At 43.7% G+C, this 22133-nt stretch carries 15 protein-coding genes; 5 read left to right on the top strand and 10 right to left on the bottom strand.

The genetic code is table 11. From position 1 onward, the window contains the following. Positions 1 to 63: 63 nt before the first annotated feature. Entirely contained in the window at positions 64 to 1335 is a 1272-nt protein-coding gene (gene serS / locus IDJ75_RS17425; protein ID WP_191176927.1) for a serine--tRNA ligase, read from the bottom strand. 108 nt (positions 1336 to 1443) lie between these two features. Here serS and rsmI point away from each other — a divergent pair, with 108 nt between their 5' ends. Beyond that, positions 1444 to 2181 carry a 16S rRNA (cytidine(1402)-2'-O)-methyltransferase gene (gene rsmI / locus IDJ75_RS17420; protein ID WP_191176926.1) on the top strand — a complete coding sequence of 246 codons (738 nt, stop codon included), beginning with the start codon at positions 1444 to 1446 and terminating at the stop codon, positions 2179 to 2181. Between the two features lie 121 nt (positions 2182 to 2302). After that, a complete protein-coding gene (gene lnt / locus IDJ75_RS17415; RefSeq protein ID WP_191176925.1) occupies positions 2303 to 3916 on the top strand; it encodes an apolipoprotein N-acyltransferase in 1614 nt (537 codons plus the stop codon). Between the two features lie 58 nt (positions 3917 to 3974). On the opposite strand, the gene IDJ75_RS17410 is transcribed toward lnt, so the two are convergent. The 5 genes from IDJ75_RS17410 to IDJ75_RS17390 are packed head-to-tail and all read right to left on the bottom strand — an operon-like array spanning position 3975 to position 10769. Further along, on the bottom strand, positions 3975 to 4826 hold the full coding sequence (locus IDJ75_RS17410) for an N-acetylglucosamine kinase (RefSeq protein WP_191176924.1): 852 nt from the start codon (positions 4824 to 4826) through the stop codon (positions 3975 to 3977). Next, positions 4823 to 5206 (bottom strand): response regulator, encoded by a 384-nt coding sequence (locus IDJ75_RS17405; protein ID WP_224746657.1) that lies wholly within the window; start codon positions 5204 to 5206, stop codon positions 4823 to 4825. The genes IDJ75_RS17410 and IDJ75_RS17405 overlap by 4 nt, the downstream gene beginning before the upstream one ends. Before the next feature lie 38 nt (positions 5207 to 5244). After that, positions 5245 to 6558 carry a TolC family protein gene (locus IDJ75_RS17400; RefSeq protein ID WP_191176923.1) on the bottom strand — a complete coding sequence of 438 codons (1314 nt, stop codon included), beginning with the start codon at positions 6556 to 6558 and terminating at the stop codon, positions 5245 to 5247. Positions 6559 to 6567: 9 nt separating this feature from the next. After that, positions 6568 to 9690, bottom strand: a complete 3123-nt coding sequence (locus IDJ75_RS17395; RefSeq protein ID WP_191176922.1) for an efflux RND transporter permease subunit — start codon at positions 9688 to 9690, stop codon at positions 6568 to 6570. A 5-nt stretch (positions 9691 to 9695) separates the two neighbouring features. Further along, entirely contained in the window at positions 9696 to 10769 is a 1074-nt protein-coding gene (locus IDJ75_RS17390; protein ID WP_191176921.1) for an efflux RND transporter periplasmic adaptor subunit, read from the bottom strand. 235 nt (positions 10770 to 11004) lie between these two features. On the opposite strand from IDJ75_RS17390, the gene IDJ75_RS17385 reads away from it, so the two are divergent. Both IDJ75_RS17385 and IDJ75_RS17380 read left to right on the top strand, forming a co-directional pair. After that, positions 11005 to 12795 carry a M61 family metallopeptidase gene (locus tag IDJ75_RS17385; protein ID WP_224746656.1) on the top strand — a complete coding sequence of 597 codons (1791 nt, stop codon included), beginning with the start codon at positions 11005 to 11007 and terminating at the stop codon, positions 12793 to 12795. Between the two features lie 254 nt (positions 12796 to 13049). Beyond that, positions 13050 to 13205 carry a lmo0937 family membrane protein gene (locus IDJ75_RS17380; protein WP_191176920.1) on the top strand — a complete coding sequence of 52 codons (156 nt, stop codon included), beginning with the start codon at positions 13050 to 13052 and terminating at the stop codon, positions 13203 to 13205. A 65-nt stretch (positions 13206 to 13270) separates the two neighbouring features. Here the strand turns inward: IDJ75_RS17380 and IDJ75_RS17375 are convergent, their stop codons facing one another. Both IDJ75_RS17375 and IDJ75_RS17370 read right to left on the bottom strand, forming a co-directional pair. Further along, a complete protein-coding gene (locus tag IDJ75_RS17375; protein ID WP_191176919.1) occupies positions 13271 to 15232 on the bottom strand; it encodes a M56 family metallopeptidase in 1962 nt (653 codons plus the stop codon). 2 nt (positions 15233 to 15234) lie between these two features. After that, on the bottom strand, positions 15235 to 15606 hold the full coding sequence (locus IDJ75_RS17370) for a BlaI/MecI/CopY family transcriptional regulator (protein WP_067062508.1): 372 nt from the start codon (positions 15604 to 15606) through the stop codon (positions 15235 to 15237). A 130-nt stretch (positions 15607 to 15736) separates the two neighbouring features. Between IDJ75_RS17370 and IDJ75_RS17365 the strand changes: the two genes are divergently transcribed. Then, positions 15737 to 17140 carry an MBL fold metallo-hydrolase RNA specificity domain-containing protein gene (locus IDJ75_RS17365; protein WP_191176918.1) on the top strand — a complete coding sequence of 468 codons (1404 nt, stop codon included), beginning with the start codon at positions 15737 to 15739 and terminating at the stop codon, positions 17138 to 17140. 739 nt (positions 17141 to 17879) lie between these two features. Here IDJ75_RS17365 and IDJ75_RS17360 read toward each other — a convergent pair. Continuing rightward, entirely contained in the window at positions 17880 to 20669 is a 2790-nt protein-coding gene (locus tag IDJ75_RS17360) for a M16 family metallopeptidase (protein WP_191176917.1), read from the bottom strand. Positions 20670 to 20729: 60 nt separating this feature from the next. After that, a complete protein-coding gene (locus tag IDJ75_RS17355; RefSeq protein WP_191176916.1) occupies positions 20730 to 22127 on the bottom strand; it encodes a RagB/SusD family nutrient uptake outer membrane protein in 1398 nt (465 codons plus the stop codon). Positions 22128 to 22133: the final 6 nt, after the last annotated feature.

Genomic DNA, 22133 nt, shown 5'->3' with positions numbered 1-22133 from the left:
CGTGAACACTATTGCACCTACCAGGGCGTTTTAAGGGCGTTTCGGGACGTTTTTAGAACGTACTTAATCTATCCACTCAAACCTGGTATAAGGCACAAGCGCCTCAGGTATTTTTATGCCTTTCTCCGTTTGGTTGTTCTCTAATAAAGTAGCTACAATACGGGGCAGGGCCAATGCACTACCATTTAAGGTATGTGCCAACTGCGTTTTACCTTCAGCATTACGGAAACGCAGTTTCAAGCGGTTGCTCTGAAATGTTTCAAAATTTGATACGGATGATACCTCCAGCCAGCGTTGCTGCGCCGCACTCCATGTTTCCATATCATAGGTTAAGGCGCTGGTAAAGCCCATATCGCCGCCGCAAAGGCGCAATACACGGTATGGCAAGCCAAGCTTTTGCAGCAAGCCCTGTACGTGGGCGCTCATATCTTCCAGCACATCGTATGAATTATCGGGATGTACTATCTGTACTATCTCTACCTTATCAAACTGGTGCAGGCGGTTCAGGCCGCGTACATGCGCACCATATGAGCCAGCCTCGCGGCGGAAACATGGCGTATGTCCGCAATTTTTAACCGGCAATTCTTCGCCCTTTAAAATAACATCACGGTAAAGGTTGGTAACAGGTACTTCCGCAGTAGGGATCAGGTATAGGTCATCAATACCTACATGGTACATTTGGCCTTCTTTATCGGGTAGTTGCCCGGTACCAAATCCCGATGCAGCGTTTACCATCAATGGTACGCTCACTTCGCTGTAACCTGCTTTTTCGGCCTCATCAATAAAAAAGTTGATGAGCGCGCGTTGCAATTTGGCACCTTTGTTTTTATACACCGGGAAACCTGCGCCGGTTATTTTAACACCCAGCTCAAAATCAATCAAATTATATTTAGCGGCCAGTTCCCAGTGCGGCAAAGCATTGGCGGGCAGTTCGGGTTTGTTACCATTTTCCAGCACTACTTCGTTCTCTTCAGGGGATAACCCTTTAGGTACTGATACATGCGGCAGGTTGGGTAGTAACACCAATTTATCCTGCAGTTCGGCTTCTAGCGCAGCCAATTGTTCGCCAAGCTGTTTGCCTTCTTCTTTCCATTTGCCGGTATTGGCTTTTATGGCTTCGGCCTCGTCCTTTTTACCGGTGCGCATCAACTCGCCAATTTGTTTGGCAGCCGCGTTAGCTTGCGACGATACAGTATCCAGTTGGTTCTGTGTTTGGCGGCGTTTCTCGTCGAGGCCAATCACTTCATCTACCAATTCGGGCTGTTTAAAATTTTTTACAGCCAAACGTTCTAAAACCTGTTCCCTGTTATCGCGGATATAATTAACTTGCAGCATTGATTTTATTTTAAAAAGCAAAGATATAAATAAGTCGATAGTCCATAGTCCATAGTCGATAGATTTTCTGTTAGCATCTATGATCTATAGGCTATCGCCCAACGAAGCATGAACCCACCCACCGGCAAACTATACTTAGTACCCACACCTATTGGTAACCTGGAGGATATGACCTTTAGGGCTATCCGTGTTTTAAAAGAAGCCGACCTCATATTGGCGGAGGATACGCGTACATCGGCACCCATGCTGAAGCATTTCGAGATCCAGAACAAGGTATTTGCACACCATCAGCACAACGAGCGTCAAGCCAGCAACGAGATCATTAAGTTCCTGCTGATGGGGCAAAACATCGCGCTGATATCTGATGCAGGCACCCCCGCCATATCCGATCCCGGGTTTTTCCTAGTACGCGAGGCCCTGAAATTCAATATCCCGGTAGAATGCCTGCCTGGTGCAACGGCTTTTGTACCCGCGCTGGTCAACTCGGGCTTCCCAACCGATAAGTTTTGCTTTGAAGGATTTTTGCCCTTGAAAAAAGGCCGCCAAACCCGTTATAAATTCCTGGCGACAGAAGAGCGCACCATTATACTTTACGAGTCGCCGCACCGTTTATTGAAAACATTGGATGAAATGGCCACCTTTTTTGGGGCCGACAGGCAGATTTCCGTATCGCGCGAGCTCACCAAAATGTTTGAAGAAACGGTAAGGGGAACGGTTACTGAAGTAAAAACATATTTTGAAACCCACCCGTTAAAAGGCGAATTTGTAATGTGCGTTGCAGGGGCAGCACCTGCCGAAGGTGATAAAAAGAAAAAAAAGTATGCGGATGAAGAAGAGGAGGATTAGCCTCACTTCGTACCACGCGCCATTGCGAGGAACGAAGCAATCTTCGATAGGAAGGTCAGCGACAAGCATGTCGAAGATTGCCACGCTACGCTCTCAATGACGGATAGTTTATTATATATAAATGAAAAGAAACCTACTACTCTCTATATTCTCCGGATTGCTACTTTGGATAGCCTGGCCGCCTACGCCTTACACCACATTTTTTCTGTTCGTGGGCTTTGTACCAATGCTGATGGCTATAGAGAACATTATCCAATCCACCGTTACCCGCAAGGGGAAAAAGATCTTCAATACTACATTCATCGGGTTCTTCATCTGGAATACGCTTTGTGTTTACTGGGTATATAACGCGCTTAAAATAATTGGCCCGGTTGTCGCAGCCCCTCTCACACTTATCCCTTATGCGCTTGGGCCATTGCTGATGGCCACCGCTTGCTGGCTATATTATCGGGTTAGGCTTATTGCCGGGCGCACGCTATCGTTAGTTGCCCTGGTTTGCTTTTGGATAGGCTACGAATACCTGCATCAAAGCTGGGATCTTAACTTCCCGTGGATGACGTTGGGCAACGGTTTCGCGGTATCGCATAAATGGATCCAATGGTATGAATACACCGGGGTTTACGGCGGCACCATCTGGGTTTGGGCTATTAACATCCTGTTGTTTTTGCTTTATGTTGGTTTACGCGAGGGACAAGCCAAACCAACCCGTTTAAAACTCATTACCGGTTTTGCATTGGTATTGATACTCCCTTTAGGTTTATCGTTTTATAAATATTACAGTTATAAGGAACAAGTTAACCCATCAAACATTGTGGTGGCGCAACCAAACATCGACCCATATGAAAAAGAAGGTACTATACCTGTGCATGAACAGATAGCAGTACTTACGCATATCTCAGATTCTATCGGCCAAAAAAATACCGAATATTTCATCTGGCCGGAAACCGCTATCGCGCAGGATATGGATGAAGATCGCATCTACACCGATAATTATTATTTACAGGTGCGGGGCTTTTTAAATAAATATAAAAATGCCAACGTGCTTACCGGCGGCGAAACGCACAAGTTTTACACAAAACGCGCTACCAAAACCGCCAATCAACTCCCGGATCAGCCCGGTATGTTTTACGACAGGTTCAGTGCGGCCATTAATATCGAGAACTCATCCAAGGTTCAATTCTACCATAAATCGAGGCTGGTGCCCGGTGCGGAATCTATGCCATTTGGCAATGCCTTATCATTCCTGAAACCCGCTTTTGAACATTTGGGCGGCGCAACAGGTGCGTACGGCATACAACCTGAGCCTACTGTATTTTATTCGCAAAGCGGGATAGGTGCGGCACCCGTTATTTGTTTCGAATCTATCTGGGGCGAGTGGGTATCTAAATATGTAAAGCAGGGCGCACAGTTCATCGCCATTATTACCAACGATGGCTGGTGGGAAAACACATCGGGTAAAGACCAGCACCTTGATTACGCCAAACTACGCGCTATTGAAACCCGCCGCTGGGTGTGCCGGTCGGCCAATACGGGTATTTCGGCCTTTATCAACCAACGTGGCGATGTAGTGCAGCAAAGCAAATGGTGGGTGCGTACGGCATTGAAACAGGACATTAACCTAAACTCGGATATTACCTTTTATGTGGAGCATGGCGATTACCTGCCAAAAGCTGCCAGTATTTTAGCGGTGCTGGGGATATTTTTTATCGGGATAAAAAGGGGGTTTAATCATTAACTAATCGCTGTTCCAATTGATAAAGATGAACTGGAAAGTTAACAACTACTATTAAAGCCTACCCCCTCTTTAAAATAAACTCCAACAGATCATTTATTGGCTGGCGGATGATCTTGCCTACGTGTACCCCGTTCTGGTCACACACGGCTTTAAGTTCATCAGCAAAAACGTAGGCAATAGAGCCTACAAAATGACATTTAAATTTATCGTACTGCGGGTATGATGCTTTTACATTGCTATCAACAAACTCCTGGAAACCCCGTTGCAATAATTTTTGTGTGTAATCGGTGTCTCTAATTTCCGACAGGAACTTGGAGAACGACGCCAGGTATGAGTTTGCCCGTGCTTTTTGGTATACGTTTTTTATAACGTCCTCTTTGGTGAGGTTGTAATTCTTTTTAAATTTTGCATTGATATCATCGGGCATAACGCCGTACAGGTAATCGGTTACCAGCGCCTTACCAAACCACGTACCCGAGCCTTCATCGCCAAGGGCATAACCAAGGCCATGCTGCCCGTCATGGATATCCTCCCCATCAAAAAAAGAGATGTTTGAACCTGTTCCCAATACGCAACAAATGCCTTTCTCGTGCCCACATGTAGCGTATGCCGATGCCAGCAAATCGCTGTCGACACTTATATAGGCGGCAGGGATAACCGTGCTGATGGCGTTTGATACGATCTCGTGCCTGTCAGGACTGGAACAGCCCGCACCAAAAAAGTAAATTTCGGTGATCTCGTCACCTAAAGCTATCATATCAGGAACCTGTTCCTGTAATATCTTTACAATTTCTTTTTCTGTTAAAAAGTATGGGTTTAATCCGGCCGATTTAAATGCCTTGTTTTCCTGCCCCGGCGCTGATAGCAGCCAGTCTGTTTTTGATGATCCGCTGTCGGCTACTAATATCATGTACAAAGTTCCTCAAGCACCTGATGGGTTAGTGGCTTATGCACAAACTGGGCAACATATTTATTGCTTTTTGAATTGTTCATGTCGGTAGGGTCCAACGATGACGAAAGCATAAATATTTTTGTAAGTTCTTTATTGTCCAGCTCAAGTGTTTCATATTCCTGCAAAAACTCAAAGCCGCTCATCTGTGGCATGCGGATATCCAGGAAAATAACATCGGGCTTAACACTCCCATCGCGCAAAGCAGCTATAGCCTCATGTGGCGATTGTATTACAATTATGTTATCTGCAAAGTTGCCGCTCTCTAAAATTTTACGCGTAACGAAGTTGTCAATATAATTGTCATCTATCAGCAGGCATGTATTAAAGTGAACAGGCATCGTTCAAAAATAATCCTTTTACTACAATTAAATATAGTTTATTGAATATTTATGGTGTTAGTTATCTGTTGTAGTGTAACTTCGGCCATTTTTGACTGGTATTGGGCCGAAAAAAATTTTGATTGAGCATCCAAATAATTGCGCTGCGCCTCGCGGATCTCTAACTGGGTAATGTTGCCTATCTTATATTTTTCGAGTGAGATTTCCAGGTTTTTCTTAGCCAGTTCAACGCTCGACTGCCCTATTTTGATCAGATCGAGGCCGGAGAGGTAGGCTACATAAAAATTGCTTATCTGCGCTTCAACATCCAAACGGGTTTGCTTGGCGCTGATATCGGCATTAGCTATCTGTAGTTTTGCGTTACGTTCACGGCGCCATTGGTTAAGGCCGTCGAATATATTGATAGATGCAGTTAAACCATAGGCAAGGCCGTGCGCATTCTGGCTTAAGGTGAAACCCGCAGGTGTTTTGCTATTGCTAAATGTATAGCCCGAGTTTACCCCAATAACCGGGTAACGGGTAGATTTTACCTGCCTCAGGTTAATTTCGGCAAGCCGCTTATTTATTTGCGCTGCCAGTATTGCCGGGTTTTGAGCCTGTGCTTTGGTAATAATATCGCCCAATACCAGGGCGTTGTTCACCACAATGGTATCGCCAACAGAAAAATCGGTTTGCAGGTCGCGCACCAGTAATTGGTTCAACTGTATTTTGGTAGTTCTGAACTGTTGCAGTTGGATCACCAGGTTTGAGGTATCAGTATTCAAATTAACCTGAGCGTTGTACACATCAAGTTTTGATACCCGGCCAACAGTAAACTTATCATTAGAATAACGCAACTGTGTACGCGAGATCTCGATAGCGCCACGTAAGGCTTTGATCTGCTCGTTCTGGCTTATCAGGTTATAATACGTATTGATAACGCTGGCCACGGTACTTTGTATGGTATCCTGCAAACGGATGGCTCCCAGTTTATCCTGTTGTTTCAACATGTCATAATTGGCAAACATGTTAAAGCCGTCAAAAATTGTCCAGTTAAGGTTTACACCATAGTTGTTATTGCTGTTGTTGGCGGTAAGGTTATTAACGGTTCCATCATTACGGGTTTGTTTTATTTTTTGATTACTGGCGTTTAGAGTGGCATCGCCGGTTACCACAGGCAAAAAACCTGCGTTGCCTAATGTTACATTATTGGCAGCTATAGTTGAGTTGTTTTGTGATAGCTGTATATTATAATTATTCTTTAATGCTATTTGAACGGCGTCTTTCAGCGTTAGCAAAGGTGCATCCTGGGACTTTGCAACGATGCAGATAGCAACACAAAAAAACAAGCAAATTATTTTTTTTAAAGTCATATATGTTGCTTACTGTTTTTCAATTAATAATGGTGTTTTTAACTCTGTTTCCTCTTCAGGTTCATGATCGGGATCGCGGCGTGTTTTTGAGGCAAACACCATGTACATGGTTGGGATAACGTATAAGGTTAACACCAATGAGAACAACATACCGCCAATAATTACAATACCTAATGATACACGGCTTTTTGCACCTGCACCTAAGGCAAGGGCAATAGGTACAGAACCCAGCACAACTGCCAAACTGGTCATCAGGATGGGGCGCAAACGCGATGTTGCAGCTTCAACCACAGCCTCGTATTTATTTAAGCCATGCTCCATGCGCTGGTTGGCAAACTCTACAATCAAAATACCGTTTTTGGTTACCAGCCCTACAAGTGTGATGATACCGATCTGACTAAAGATGTTGAAAGTTTGATCGAACAGCCAAAGCGACAGGAACGCGCCCGATATAGCCAATGGCACAGTTAACATTACAATGAACGGATCCATAAAACTTTCGAACTGCGCGGCTAGCACCAGGTATATCAGCAATAAGGCAAAGCCAAACGCAAATAATATGTTTGATGAACCTTCGGCGTAATCCCTTGACGGGCCGCTTAAAGCTGTACTGAATGTATCATCTAATAGTTTAGCCTTTATACGCTCCATTTCGGCTATACCATCGCCTACTGTTTGGCCGGGTGCTAAACCTGCCTGTACCGTTGCCGATTTATACCTGTTAAAGTGATATATAGATGGTGGGCTGGCACTTTCGGTAACCGTAACCACATTGTCCAGTTGCACCAGGCCGCCCCGGGTACTGCGTACGTAAACAGATTTCAGATCCAGCGGCTGGTCGCGGTTGGCACGGTCAACCTGCGCAATTACCTGGTATTGTTTGCCATTTATCAGGAAATAATCTAACCTGCCTGCGCTATAATACAATTGCAGGGTTTGCGCAATATCATCAACAGAAACGCCCAGATCGCGGGCACGGTCACGATCCGTAATTACCCTAAGCTCGGGTTTGGTAAATTTAAGGTTAACGTCAGTACCCTGGAACACCGGGCTTTTTGATACTTCTGCAAAAAACTCGGGCAGCACCTTACGGATCTTTTCAAAATCCTGATTTTGTATAACATACTGCACCGGCAGTGATGTACGGGCACCGCTACCGCCACCGCTTATAGTTTGCTCCTGCACCACAATTGCTCGGGCATCGGGCATTTTTGTTAATTTTTTATTGAGCCAGTCGGCCAGTTCCTGCTGGGTGCGCACGCGCTGGTCTGGCGCTACCAAGCCCACCCGGCCAAAGCCTGAGTTGGCAGAACCTCCCCCTCCAAATGATGGGGATACGATCTCGAGGTTTACATTAGCCTCGGGGATAGAATCGGCTACCAGGTTGGCTACCTTATCCATGTAACGGGTCATATATTCGTAAGTGGCACCCTCAGAACCGGTTACTGAATAACGCAGCAGGCTGCGGTCATCCAACGGGGCCAACTCTGATGGCGTTATTTTAAATAATACGCCTGTTAATAATAATGAGCCACCTAATATTACAAACGATACCCATTTCTTTTTCATGAAATTAACCAGGGTTTCGGTGTACCCGTTGGTCATGGCCTCAAAGAAAGGTTCGGTTTTTTCGTAAAATTTTGATTTCTTCTGGTTCTTGCGGATCAACTTTACGTTAAGCATCGGTGTTAACGAAAGCGATACGAAGGCCGAGATCAATACCGCTCCTGCGACGACGACCGCAAACTCGCGGAACAGCCTGCCCGTAAAGCCCTGCAAAAACACAATGGGTAAAAATACTGCCGCCAACGTTACCGATGTAGATACTACCGCGAAGAAAATCTCGGCAGAGCCTTCAAAGGCAGCCTTGCGGATAGCCATACCGGCTTCTACCTTTTTGTAGATGTTCTCGGTCACCACAATACCATCATCAACCACCAGGCCCGTGGCCAGTACTATACCAAGCAGGGTAAGGATATTGATTGAAAACCCAAACACATACATGATAAAGAATGCACCGATCAATGATACCGGGATATCTATCAATGGGCGGAAAGCAATGAGCCAATCCCTAAAAAACAGGTAAATGATAATTACTACCAGTATAAACGATATCAGCAAGGTTTCTTTTACCTCGGTAATAGAGTTATTGATGAACCGGGTATTGTCCAAAGCCACCTTTACGGTAATATCAGGCGGAAGATCTTTTTTTATCTGATCTAAGCGTTTGTAAAAATCTTCGGCAATCTGCACATAGTTTGCACCCGGTTGCGGCACAATCGCCAAACCAACCATGGGCACACCAGATTCTTTTAACGATGTTTCTTCGTTAGCAGAACCCAACACGGCATAGCCAATATCATTTAACCTGATAACGCGGTTACTATCCGCGCGGATAATCAGGTTATTAAAATCTTTCTCGGTGGTTAGCTTACCCAGGGCGCGTATGGTGATCTCGGTATTGTTCCCCTCAATTTTACCTGCAGGCAGCTCTACATTCTCGCGGGCAAGGGCGGCACCTATATCGGTAGCGGTAAGGCCTAATGATGATAGCTTGTTAGGGTCTATCCATAAGCGCATGGCGTACTGGCGTTGGCCCTGTACGTTGATGGTACTTACCCCGGGGATGGTTTGCAAACCTTCCAGTAATACGTTCTCCGCGTAATCATCTACCTGGGTAATGTTACGAGTGTTACTGCTTACCGTAAGGGTGATGATCTGATCGGCGCTGGCATCAGCTTTGGTTACAACCGGCGGCGCGTTAATATCCTGTGGTAACTGGCGCTGGGCTTGCGATACTTTATCGCGCACATCATTTGCGGCGGTTTCCAGATCGGCGTCCAGGTCAAACTCAACCGTGATGTTACTTGATCCCACCGAACTTGTTGACGATATGTTACGTATACCGGGAACACCGTTTATAGCTTTCTCTAAAGGCTCCGTTATTTGCGACTCGATAACATCCGAGTTGGCACCTGAGTAACTGGTAGATACCGAAATAATAGGCGGATCGACCGAAGGAAAATCGCGAACGCCGAGAAATTTGTAACCAATAACCCCAAATACAACTATTACAACAGACATTACTGTTGCCAATACGGGCCTTTTTATACTTACCGAAGATAAACTCATACTGGTTACTTAATAACTTTAAGGATCTTCAATGGCGATTTAGGGCGTATTTGTATCAACCCAGATACTACTACGCTGTCGCCGGCTTTTAACCCGTCAATAATTTGAATTTTGGTATCAGTACGCAGATCTGTTTTTACATCTTTTGCAACTGCTATACCGTTCTTGTAAATATAAACCTTGCTGCTTTTCAGATCGGGGATCACGCACTCGGTAGGCACCATAATGGTTTTGGGGATCTGATCGAGCGTTAGGTTGATCTTGGCAAAAGCGCCCGCTGTAAGGATACTTTTGGGGTTTGGTGCCTTGGCACGAACCGTAATAGTGCGCGAGTTGGCATCAAGCGCAGGCTCAATAGCATAAACCGTAGCGTTAAAATTATCCCTTGAGCTCTCTACCGTAAAAGTTACTTTACTACCCTTGCCAATAATGGGCAGGTAACGCTCAGGCACCGAAAAAGTAACCTTTGCCGGGTCTATGTTTACCAGTGTAGCAATAGGAGTCGCCGGCGACAGATAGCCACCTGGACTAACATTCCTTAACCCAATAACACCCGAAAATGGTGCGCGGATCTCGGTACGGCTAATTTGTGCCCGTACCACATCGGCCTGTGCCTTTAAGGAGTTTAATGATGAAAGCGATGTTTCGTATTCCTCTTTACTAACGGCCTCTTTCTCTAACAATATTTTGTTACGGTTATTAATATCACGGGCAAGTATCATCTGCGCTTCATATTGCTGTAGCGAGGCTTGCAGGTCCTGGTTGTAAACCTTAACCAGCAACTGGCCCTTTTGTACTTTAGTACCCTCATTAAAATAAATACCGGTAATATTTCCGGCTGTCTGGCTTATCAGGTTTACCCTTTCGTTGGCATCAATTGTACCGGTAATATCTATCTGGTTACGTACCGCGGTATCTTTAACCACCATAATATTAACAGATACAGGTCCATTCTTCCTTTTGCCCTTGCCCGCGGTTGCGGCGCTGGTTTGTTTGGCCCTTTTACTAAAAAACTTATTATAAATTAAAAATGCAACAAGCAATGCAAGTAAGGTGTAAATAATATATTTTGTTTTCATATGTGCTTATTGCTGTTAGTACCGGTCTTAGTATTCATTTATAATTATTAAATATGTACGTAAATATAATATAGCTGTATGTTTACCCGCAATATTATATTTGTACTCACCTATTTATATTACCATTTGCAATATTAACGGCTTAGTATTCAAAATGGTTGCATGTATCAACCATTTTACAACCTTGCTGCTTTTGCGCGGTTTAATTAAAAACATAAATTTTATAACTTGCCGCATGAAAAATTTGAAACTACCTGCACTGGTTTATTTAATGCTCTTTTTTATGAATACTACCACCGGCAGCGCGGCTGGGCTTGCTAAAATATCGTACACGGTTAGCTTCCCGGAGGCACAGGCTCACTACGCAGATGTTGAAATGAACATTACAGGTTTGGCGCAACCTTCGCTTGAAGTAAAAATGCCGGTTTGGGCGCCCGGCTCATACCTGGTAAGAGAGTTTGCAAAAAACATCGAATCGCTTAGTGCCAACACAAAAGGCAGGGATATAACAGCCCTTAAGATCAATAAAAACACCTGGAAAATCAATACTGCCGGTTTAACTTCGGTAACCATTAAATATAAAGTTTACGCTTTTGAATTATCAGTACGTACCAGTTTTATTGATGTATCGCACGCCTTCCTTTCAAGCACCGGCATCTTTTTATTCCCTAAAGGGATGCTTGCACAACCTTCTACCATTACTATAAAACCATATAAAGACTGGAACAAAGTTTCAACCAGCCTTGAAATGGTTAACGGCGATGTATTTACCCGCACCGCGCCAAACTATGACATTCTGTATGATTCGCCGCTTGAAATTGGCACGCAGGACGTTTTTGACTTTGACGTAGACGGCACACACTACGAAGTGGCTATGTATGGCGGCGGCAATTATGACAAAGAACGCCTTAAAGTTGATATGGCCAAAATTATCCGCGAAGAAGCGGCTGTTTATGGAGAAAACCCCAATAAGCACTACACCTTTATAGTACATAACAAACAACGCAATGGCGGTGGTTTAGAACACCTTAGCTCTACCGTATTAGGCGCTTCGCGCGACCAATACGGTACTGAGCGTGGATACCATGGCTTTTTAGGCCTGGTTGCGCACGAGCATTTCCACCTGTGGAATGTAAAACGCCTGCGCCCAATTGCTTTAGGCCCGTTTGATTATGATAACGAGAACTACACCACCAACCTTTGGATAGCAGAAGGCTTTACGGCTTACTATCAGAATATGATATTACGCTATGCAGGCCTCTCGACCCCTGAAGGTTATTTAGGCGATATGGCCAGCGATATTAACACAGTTGAAAACCAACCCGGCACAAAGGTGCAGCCATTGTCAGAATCGAGCTTTGACGCCTGGATAAAAAGCTACCGCCCTAACGAGAACTCGTACAACACCGGCATATCTTACTACGATAAAGGTGCAGTTATAGGTATGTTGTTAGATCTGGAGATCATCAACAATAGCAACGGCAAATACAGCCTTAACGATGTAATGAAGTATATGTACAATACTTATTACAAAACAAAAAAACGTGGTTATACTGATGCCGAGTTTAAAGCAGGTTTTGAAAAATTTGCAGGTAAAAACCTGGATGATTTTTACGCTAAATACATCAACGGTTTAGCGGCTATTAAGTACGATAAATATTTAGGCTACGCCGGTTATAAACTAACAGACGGCCTCGCAGCAAGCAACGACCCTACCCTGGGTGTATTTTTTAACCAGCGCAATATTATAACCACTGTACTGCGTGGCGGCGCCGGCTGGGTTGACGGCCTTAACGTAAACGACCAGATAACCAATATAGACGATACCCCAGTTACCGACCTTAATGCTGTTATAAAAGGCAAAAAAGTGGGCGATAAAATTGTGGTTACCGTTAGCCGCGACGGGCAGTCGTTCAAAATACCGGTTACCCTAAAACGTAACGATAACGTTAATTACAAAATTACCGAAATGCCAAACGCTACACCACAACAATTGGCTGTACGCAAAAAATGGCTAAGGTTGTAATTCGGTCTTAAAATATTAAGCCCTTCTGTTAAATGACAGGGAGGCTTTTTTGTTGGCTTTTTAACCACAGAGTGCTCAGCGTTTTTCACAGAGGTCACAAAGAATTGCTTTTCATCTCTGCGTTATTTGTAATTTTTTCTTTGTGTTCTGTGTGGTTAAACCTGTCTGCCAATAATTTTCTTTTAGGTCAAAACATTTTACAGGCATTTAACTTTATACTAATAACCCTAAAAAACCATTAAGTACATCAAACCATGAACTCATTACTTTATGTTATTGCTTTTATACTTGTTATAGGTTGGGCAATTGCGTTTTTCTTTACAGCTGTTGGCAGCCTGATACATATATTATTAGTAATTGCTGTAATAGCTCTCTTATTCGGAATTATACGCAGGCCAACTGCTATATAATATAAAGGCCCGTCGTTTACCGGCTGGCCTTGTTTTAAACTATAAAAACTGATTATTATACGCCTTTAATTTTTATTAAAAGCATGCCATTTGGGTTCCGTAGTTTTTATTAAAACTACGCCATTCTCTCCTTGTTTACCATAAAGCGCTGTTGATGCCTTGTCTTTAAGCACCGAGATACTTTGAATATACTTAACGTTTAAAAGTGCCATTTCTTCCTGTTTTATAACTTTCCCATTAAGCACATAAAGCGGGCTTGTACCATACCCATTCCTTATTTTTATTAACGGCGTTACATGACTGGTGTCCATCTGATTATTTACCGGTTTATTTAAAGGTATATAACCTGTTTTAGGACTTTTATCATCTTCGGCAGAAAGGGCAAAATTAACAGGCACCGAATATGCAACCCTTACCGGCTTACCATTTTGTGTACCGGGTTTCCAGTTTGGCGAATTTTTAAGCACCCGTATTGTTTCTTCATCGGCACCGTAGCCTATTCCGCGTACAACTTTAATATCTGATAATGAACCGTCCTTTTCCACTATAAAGCTGGCTATTACTCTTCCCTGTACGTTTGCTTCCCGTGCTGCTTTAGGGTACTTTACACTTGCTGATAAAAACTTATTAAAACCTGCTTCCCCGCCGGGGAAAGTGGGCACCTTCTCTACAGCGCTAAATACCAGTTGATCACTTGGCTGCTCTTTTGATAATATAGCTGTCGATTTGTTATTTTTATCAAACACAAAACTTACCGGCACACTATATTGTACCCTAACAATATGCCCGTTCTGCTTGCCGGGTTTCCACTTGGGTGATGCTTTTAAAGCCCTGATGGCCTCTTCATCTGTACCACTACCCAAAGAACGGATTACTTTAAAATCTGATAAAGAACCATCTTCCTCTACAATAAATGTTATAACTGAGCGGCCCTGTACTTTATTTTTTACCGCTTGTGCCGGGTATTTAATAGTTGTAGCTAAAAACTTTTCGAAGCCCTTTTCGCCACCCGGAAACGTTGGCACCTGTTCTACCTGTGTAAAAACTGCATTATCTTTAGTTGGCACTGTATCTGTAACGGGTGGTTTATCTGTTTTAGGGTCATACGTAATTACCGTAGTACGATAGGTGGTATCGGCAATGGTATTAGCCGGTCTTTCTAAAATCAGTTCGGCTTTATCATGAATAGCATTTACTGCTTTACTATTCCCAATTGTTGCTGATGATAAAACCAGCATCAATATAAATAGTGGTGCAGATAAGCCATATTTGATCAGCTTTATACGTTGCGACCTGTTTTTTTGCAGCATCACAATACGTTGCTTTAAAAGGCTGTGATTAAAAAACGGATTAACCAAACGATGTGTCGGAGTGTCAAACGTTTGGCTTAAAAGCAACATGGCATAATCTGCCTTATTAGTGCCTGCGTTTAAGGTGTGCCTGTCAGCAATGTATTCGTGTACATGTTTTATTGCAAAGCGGTACAGGTAAACTATTGGGTTAAACCAGTTAATGATCATTACCGCCTCAATGATCAGCACATCTGCCGAGTGGAACTGCCGGGCATGCACCATCTCATGGTTTTCTATCACCTCCCTGCCATCAATTCCATCACTTACCTTAACCTTATTAAAAAACGAGTAAGATACTTTTGGCGATGGATCTTTAATGATACGCCTTAACAACACTAGTTGTAGCATCAGTTTTACTGCTAAAAATATTACCCCGGCAGCATACACTACTATTAGCACCTGCCCTATGGTTATCGGGTTATTTGTTATGGGCGCTATATCTGTAATAGATACCGCATTAGCGCCATATATGGTGTATTGTACCTGCTGCGTTATAAACAGGCCTTTAACCCACTCGCTTTCTATAAGCGGTATAAAAAATGACAGGATAGCCGTGCCGAGCAGATAAACCCGGTTAAGCTGAAAAAACGTTTCCCGACGCAATAACAAAGAATAAAATCCAAAAAACAAGGTGAGGTAAATATTTACCAGCAATAAATAATGCCACCAGTTCATAACTATTTATCTTTAAGTTTCTCAATTAGTTTCATGATCTCATCAGCCTCTTTCAGATTAATTTTTTCCTTATTCACAAAAAAGGAAAGTATGCGGTTTACCGAATTATCAAAATAGCCGGTAAGCAGTTTATCGGCAGCAAAGTTTTTATAATCCTCTTTGCTTACTACCGGATAGTACTCATGGCTTTTGCCAAACGCGTTATGGTCAACAAAGCCCTTGGTTTCCAGTATCCTTATAATGGTCGATACGGTATTGTAAGCGGGCTTCGGCTCGGGCAAAACATCTAAAACATCTTTTACAAAGCCTTTTTCCAGCTGCCATAATACCTGCATAATTTGTTCTTCGGCACGGGTTAAATCTTTTATTTCCATTTAATTAAGATGATTATTGTTACGTTAGTACTAAGGTATGCATATAAACCAAAATAACAACTAAGTGTTTAGTTTATTTTTTATAAACTTTTATTTGTCTATTTGGTTGTATAACACAATCAATTTATAAATGGATATTACTTTTCACGGTGCTGCCCGTAATGTAACCGGCAGCAAGCACTTATTGCGTTTAGAGGATGGTACAAGTGTGTTATTAGATTGCGGCATGTTCCAGGGCCTTGGCGAACAAACCGAAGAAATGAACGAGCATTTTGGCTTTAATCCAAAAAAAATCGACTACCTGATCCTGTCGCATGCGCATATAGATCATTGCGGATTGATTCCCCGCCTCGTTTCCGAAGGTTTTGAAGGCCAGATATTTTGCACCGCTGCCACAATGGATTTGGCACGCATCCTATTGATGGACTCGGCCAAGATACAAATGCAGGACGTTGAATACAGCAACAAGCACCGTGCCCGTAATGGGCAGCCCCTGCTTGATGCACTTTATACCGAAGACGATGCTATAGCAGCAATGCGCCTGTTTAAAATTGTAGATTATCACGAAGAGTATCACATCAACGAAAACCTGAAATTTAAATTTACTGATGCCGGCCACGTGTTAGGAAGCGCGGCAGTACATATAGCCGTTACCGAGAATGGCAAAAAAACCTATCTCACCTTTAGCGGCGATGTTGGCCGTTATGGTGATCTGCTTTTAAAGAACCCACAAACCTTCCCGCAGGCCGATTATATTTTACTGGAATCGACCTATGGCGATAGCCTGCATAAAGATATTGGACCGATAGAAGATGCCTTACTGGAAATTATTAAACAAACCTGCGAGATAAAAAAAGGCAAGGTAATTATTCCCGCATTTAGCGTTGGCCGCACGCAGGAACTATTGTATGCACTTAACGCACTGGAGTTGAAGGGTAAGTTGCCCGATGTACCCTACTATGTTGACAGCCCGCTATCTGAAAAAGCCACGCAGGTTTTAAAGGACCACCCTGAGGTATATAATAACGGTGTAAAAGAAGTGATGAAGATAGATGCCGATCCGTTTGGCTTTAAAGGGTTAAAGTTTATCCAATCAACCGAAGAATCTATCGCCCTGAATGATGATGTAAGGCCATGTGTTATTATATCATCATCGGGCATGGCCGAGGCCGGGCGCGTAAAGCATCACATCAAAAACAACATCAGCAATCAAAAAAATACAATTTTAATGGTAGGCTATGCCGAGCCAAACTCGTTAGGCGGCAGGCTTGCCCGCGGCGAAAAAGAGGTTCATATTTTTGGTGAACAATACCAGGTAAATGCGGAGGTACAATCTATCAAAAGCATGAGCGCACACGGCGATTATGAAGATCTGCTGCATTTCCTATCCTGCCAGGACCCTAAGATGGTAAAAAAAGTATTTCTTGTACACGGCGAATACGAAGTACAACAACACTTTGCAGAAAAACTTGTGGACAAAGGATTTAAAAATATTGAGATCCCCTACCAACACGAAAAGATAATGCTGGATTAAGACATAACGAAATAAGAGGTGTGAGGCGGATTGGAAACATCGTGAGATTTTGCAGACCTCCGCCTAACCACTCAGCCACTCCACCTAAATAAATGCCATGTATTTTATCAATACATGGCATTTATCCATTTTACCTAATTCACATCAAACCAAAATATGGAGATCTGTACATCTGCCACTTGCTGGCAACCGCGACCGTATAATTGGCGCCAGTAAAAATTGTATGTACCGGGTAAAGGAACCTTACCGGTATTTTACCGTCAAGCGTACTGCAACTGCCTGTGTTAGCTGCGGATAATCTAACCGGCGTCACTCCGCAAAGGCTTCCGGCCACTGCCCAAACAACGCTAACCATAGCTTCTTAACCAGAACTTTGAGGTAATCCCTATATACGATTGTGAATATCGATGAACCTGTAATTCCCAATCCGATTTATTCGCCCGGAATGGCCGGACTGTTGGCATTACACGGAGAAACAAACCTGAGTATGCCTATCATTAATTCGTATCTACCTCTTTTCTCCTAAACATCTATTGCCGGTCCTTTGACTGGTAAATCTTCACTAAAACTTTACAAGCCTGGTTAAAAGGGACGCCATGCTCTGCTAGGAATTCTGGCGTTATGGTCGTAAGCTCTATATACTAGACAAAAAGCGCCGCCCCTTGCGGGCAGCGCTTTTATCTACTAACTGATTCATTTACGTAATGAAAAACGATCTTTAAGCCACAGCTTATGTTACTTACTCCTGCTCAGGCAGGAGCACCAATTTTATGAAGTTGCCGTTTTGCAGGTATTTTCGGGCCATATCTTTTAACTCAGCCGGGCTGGCTGCATTAACAAATGCTTGGTCGTTGGTGTATTCTTCCGGTTTATCTCCGCTTTGCAGTTTATCTACCAGATAATTCAACCACCACGGATTTTCATTTAAATCCAGCTCACGTTGCCTTATCCATTCCGCTTGCCATTTACTGATATTTTGCTGACTGGGACCATTGTTTGCGAGCGCCGCAACTTCCGTCTTCACTGTGGCTATTAGCTTATCTACATTAGCCGGGGCGCAACCAAACTGCACGGTTAGTGTAAATGTTGGGCTGGGGTATTTTGCTGTTGTTAGTTCTACACGAGGGCTGTATACGCCGCTTTCTTCTTCACGCAGGGTTTCTAACAGACGTATATTTAAGGTTTCGCGCAGGGCATCAAACAAGATATTGTTACGCTGATCATAATTATACTTGCCCGAATACACCAACAGTACCGATGCTTTAACTTCTTTGCCTTTATAAACCGTTTTAAAAATCTCTCCTGCTGGTATAGGGATATCAAGGTCCTTGGCTTCATCTGTTATTTGCGTGCGCGGCAGCGACCCCAGGTATTTTGCCAATATGGGTTTTACAGTTGCAATATCTATACTGCCTGTAAATACAAACGTCATGCTACCGGCGTTGGCAAAACGCTCCTTATAGATCTGGTAGGCCCTGTCCAGGTTAACCATATCCAGCTTTTTGATTGATGGCCCGGTACGGCGGATGTTATTGTTACCCAATACGGCAGATACCGTATCGTTATAAACACTGCCCGGGTCATTAGCGCGGTTGTAATACCTCGCCCTTGATCTATCCATCATGGTTTTGTAAAGTGATGAATCTTTTTGAGGTTGGGTTAAGTAGGCATATACCAACGACATGGCCACCTCAAAATCTTTTACAGAACTACCACCCGTAACGCCCTGGAAACGTTCTGATATGTATGGGCGCACTTCCAGTTCCTTATCAGCCACAAAGCGGTCTAGTTCATTAGCATTTAAGTTACCTACACCGGCGGCGGCCATAATAGATGCCGCATTAGCTGCCGACGGATAATCCCTGTCATCATACAAAGAAGTACCTCCCTGCGAAAATCCCCTAAAAATGATCTGGTTGTTTTTAAAAGCTGTTGGTTTAATAATTACTTTAACCCCGTTAGATAGTATGAGCGTTGTTAAGCCTTCTTTATTATCCTTTTCCTCGCTTATAACCTTACCAGGAACAGGCTGGGCACCAAGCAGACTTGCAGTTGATGTTTGCGTGGTGAACCGTTGCATGGATATCCCTTTGGCTTCGGCTATCCATTTATCCACCTCCTCTTTAGCCGGGAGATCTTTTTGGGCATCAGCGGGTGCAGTAATGATAATGTCGCGGTTATTATCTTTCAGATAAACATTCATCAATCCCCCAAAATCGCTTAGTTTGATAAGGGGCAGATAGGTGTTCATCAATTTATACTCACCCGCTATGCCCGGTGCAGCTTCCCTCTTCAAAAAATGAGACAGGTATTCCTGCACATAATTTTCTGATGGGTTTTTATCCCGTTCGCGGTAAACGTTCCCAAATTGCTCTTTCAGGTTTTGTTTGGCGCGTTCCAGTTCGTCTTCATTAAAGCCTAATGCTTTCAGGCGCTCGATTTCGTACCACATGGCAATAAAGCCCTTTTTTAACTCGCCGGGTTTTGCAACTACTGTAGCCCGGTAAGTATCAAGACCTCCTAAAAAATCTTTAATACCGGCATTTGCCGATAGATACGCAGGATTTGGCCTTCGCGATAATTCTGCAAAACGGCTCGCCAGCATGCTGTTGAACAATTGGCGGATAAGCAAGCCTTTGTAATCTGCGGCTGCTGCAATAACCGGAGCCTGGTGTTTAATAACCACCTCGGCAATGGTGCTGTTCACTTCCTTATCCGTTAAAGCAATAAATTGGTTTTGGCCGGTTAATGGAATGGTATAAACTATCCGCTTCCTCTCTGTAACCGGATTTTTAAGATCGGCAAAAAGGGCTTTTACTTTTTGCTCCACAGCCACGGCATCAATATCACCAACGATAATAAGCGCCTGAAGATCTGGGCGGTACCAATCATGGTAAAACTGCTTTATGGTAGCCGGTTTAAAATTTTTAAGGATGGCATCTGTACCAATTGGGTTGCGGGCTGCATACCTGGAGTGGTTAAACAATAATGGGTAATATTGTTGCTGTAAGCGGTCGGTAGCACCTTTTCCCAGCCTTTTCTCTTCCAGTATCACCCCACGTTCCTTATCTAACTCAGCCGGATCAAGCGTGGCGCTTTGCGCCCAATCATGTACAATTTGCAGCCCTTTGCTCATCAGTTCTTCATTATCGGTAGGTAAGGGCAACTGATAAACGGTTTCATCATACCCGGTGTAAGCATTTACATCGGCACCAAAACGCACCCCTGCCGATTGCAGGTAATTCATCATGGTGTTTTTAGGGAAGTTGCGCGACCCGTTAAACGTCATGTGTTCTACAAAATGCGCCAGGCCCAGTTGGTCGTCGTTCTCCAGTATTGATCCTACCTTGTTCACCAAGTAAAACTGCGCCCTGTTTTTTGGGGTTTGGTTATGGCGGATATAATAGGTAAAACCGTTTTTAAGTTTCCCGGTACGTACCGCAGCATCTAACGATATTGCGGTGGTTTGAGCGGGTGCAACCGCAGCATATACGCATAGCACTATGCTGCTCATGATTTTTTTGATCATAATTTAGCTTTAAAACCACCTGCAACTTTAAGCTTGCAGGTGGTTAGGATAAATAAATTTTTACCGGGTATTTTGCGGCAGTTTAGAATTGGTTATCACTTCCTGCGGTATCAGCAGGGTGTAACGCGGGTCATTAGCTGGTAAGGTATAAACGTTACCGTTAACGGTGCGCGTAAGTGTTTTTGCAAAGCGGTTGTCTTTATTCAGCCTCCGCAGATCGGTCCATCTCAGGCCACGCATCAGCAGTTCTTTACGGCGCTCCAGCAAAATTTTGGTAAGGGCATCTTCTGAAGTGCTTGCGGCAAAACCGGGGTAAGTGCCCTCAGCCCAACGGGTAACCAATAGTTTATTCATGTCGCTTATGGCAGCGGCAGTTTGGTTGGCGCGGGCATTGCATTCGGCCCTTATCAGGTACAGCTCATCCACAGCAAGGCCATTGAATAATGCTGATGAACCTACCGCCCCCTCGTAGTTACCCACAAAGCGGTAAGTGCCTGATGGCTCCGGAACGTCCAGGTTTTCTTTAACATAAACCTGTTTACGCAGATCATTATCGGCGTAGGCATTAATAATGGCCGGGGCTATCAGCGCTTTATCTTCATCACCATAACCTACTTCTAAAACACTGTTGTAGAAATCTATAACCGAATGAAATATCACCTCCTGGTTAAACCTTGGGAACGGGTTATAGCTGTCTAAATTGAGTGTGTTGAAATTGATAAGGCTGCTCTTGATTTTTAAAGCGGCATCGGCACTGGTCAAAGCATTGGGGTAATCCTCCATAGACAGATAAACTCGGGCAAGCATGGCATAAGCTGCCGCCTTATTAGGACGCGAGGCAATGCTTGAGGTTGTGTTAAGCAAACTCGCAGCATCAGTCAGATCTTTAATAATAGCGTCATACGTTGCTTTTACGGTGCCCCTGCCCGGCACATCATTAATATCCGATTTGGTGTGTATAGGTAAGCCCGGCTCTTGTAAGGTGCCGGTTCCGTATGGTTTAATATAGGCTTGTGCCAAAGGCCAAAGCGCATAGGCACGCAAGAATAAAGCGCTTCCGCGTAAATTATTGATCACAGTTGGGGCATCTGATGCCTGGATCTTATCTAAAGCTTCCAACATCAAATTGCAGTGATAGATTTTATTATAAGCAGCTACCCACTGCGTTGATGATGCACGGATAGCCGTTGGCTGCCAGGTGTACAGGGCTTTATCTTCTGCTTGAATAACATCCGAATTATAGCGGTTGTCATCCATGTAATAATCATCGGCAGAAATCTCGCCATCTAATGGGTAATCGAGATTGAATAGATCGTAATTATCCAGGATCAGTTGTACATCTTTGGTTGTTTCGATAAAAGATTGTGAACCGCTTTTTTTGATATCGACATATTTTTGGCAGGCCGATACCATTAGGGTACACATAAATGCAAGGATATATTTTATATAATTTTTCATGACCTG

This window comes from Mucilaginibacter rigui (assembly GCF_014773275.1).
GTDB lineage: Bacteria > Bacteroidota > Bacteroidia > Sphingobacteriales > Sphingobacteriaceae > Mucilaginibacter > Mucilaginibacter rigui_A.
This window is presented reverse-complemented; position numbering and strand designations above follow the sequence as displayed.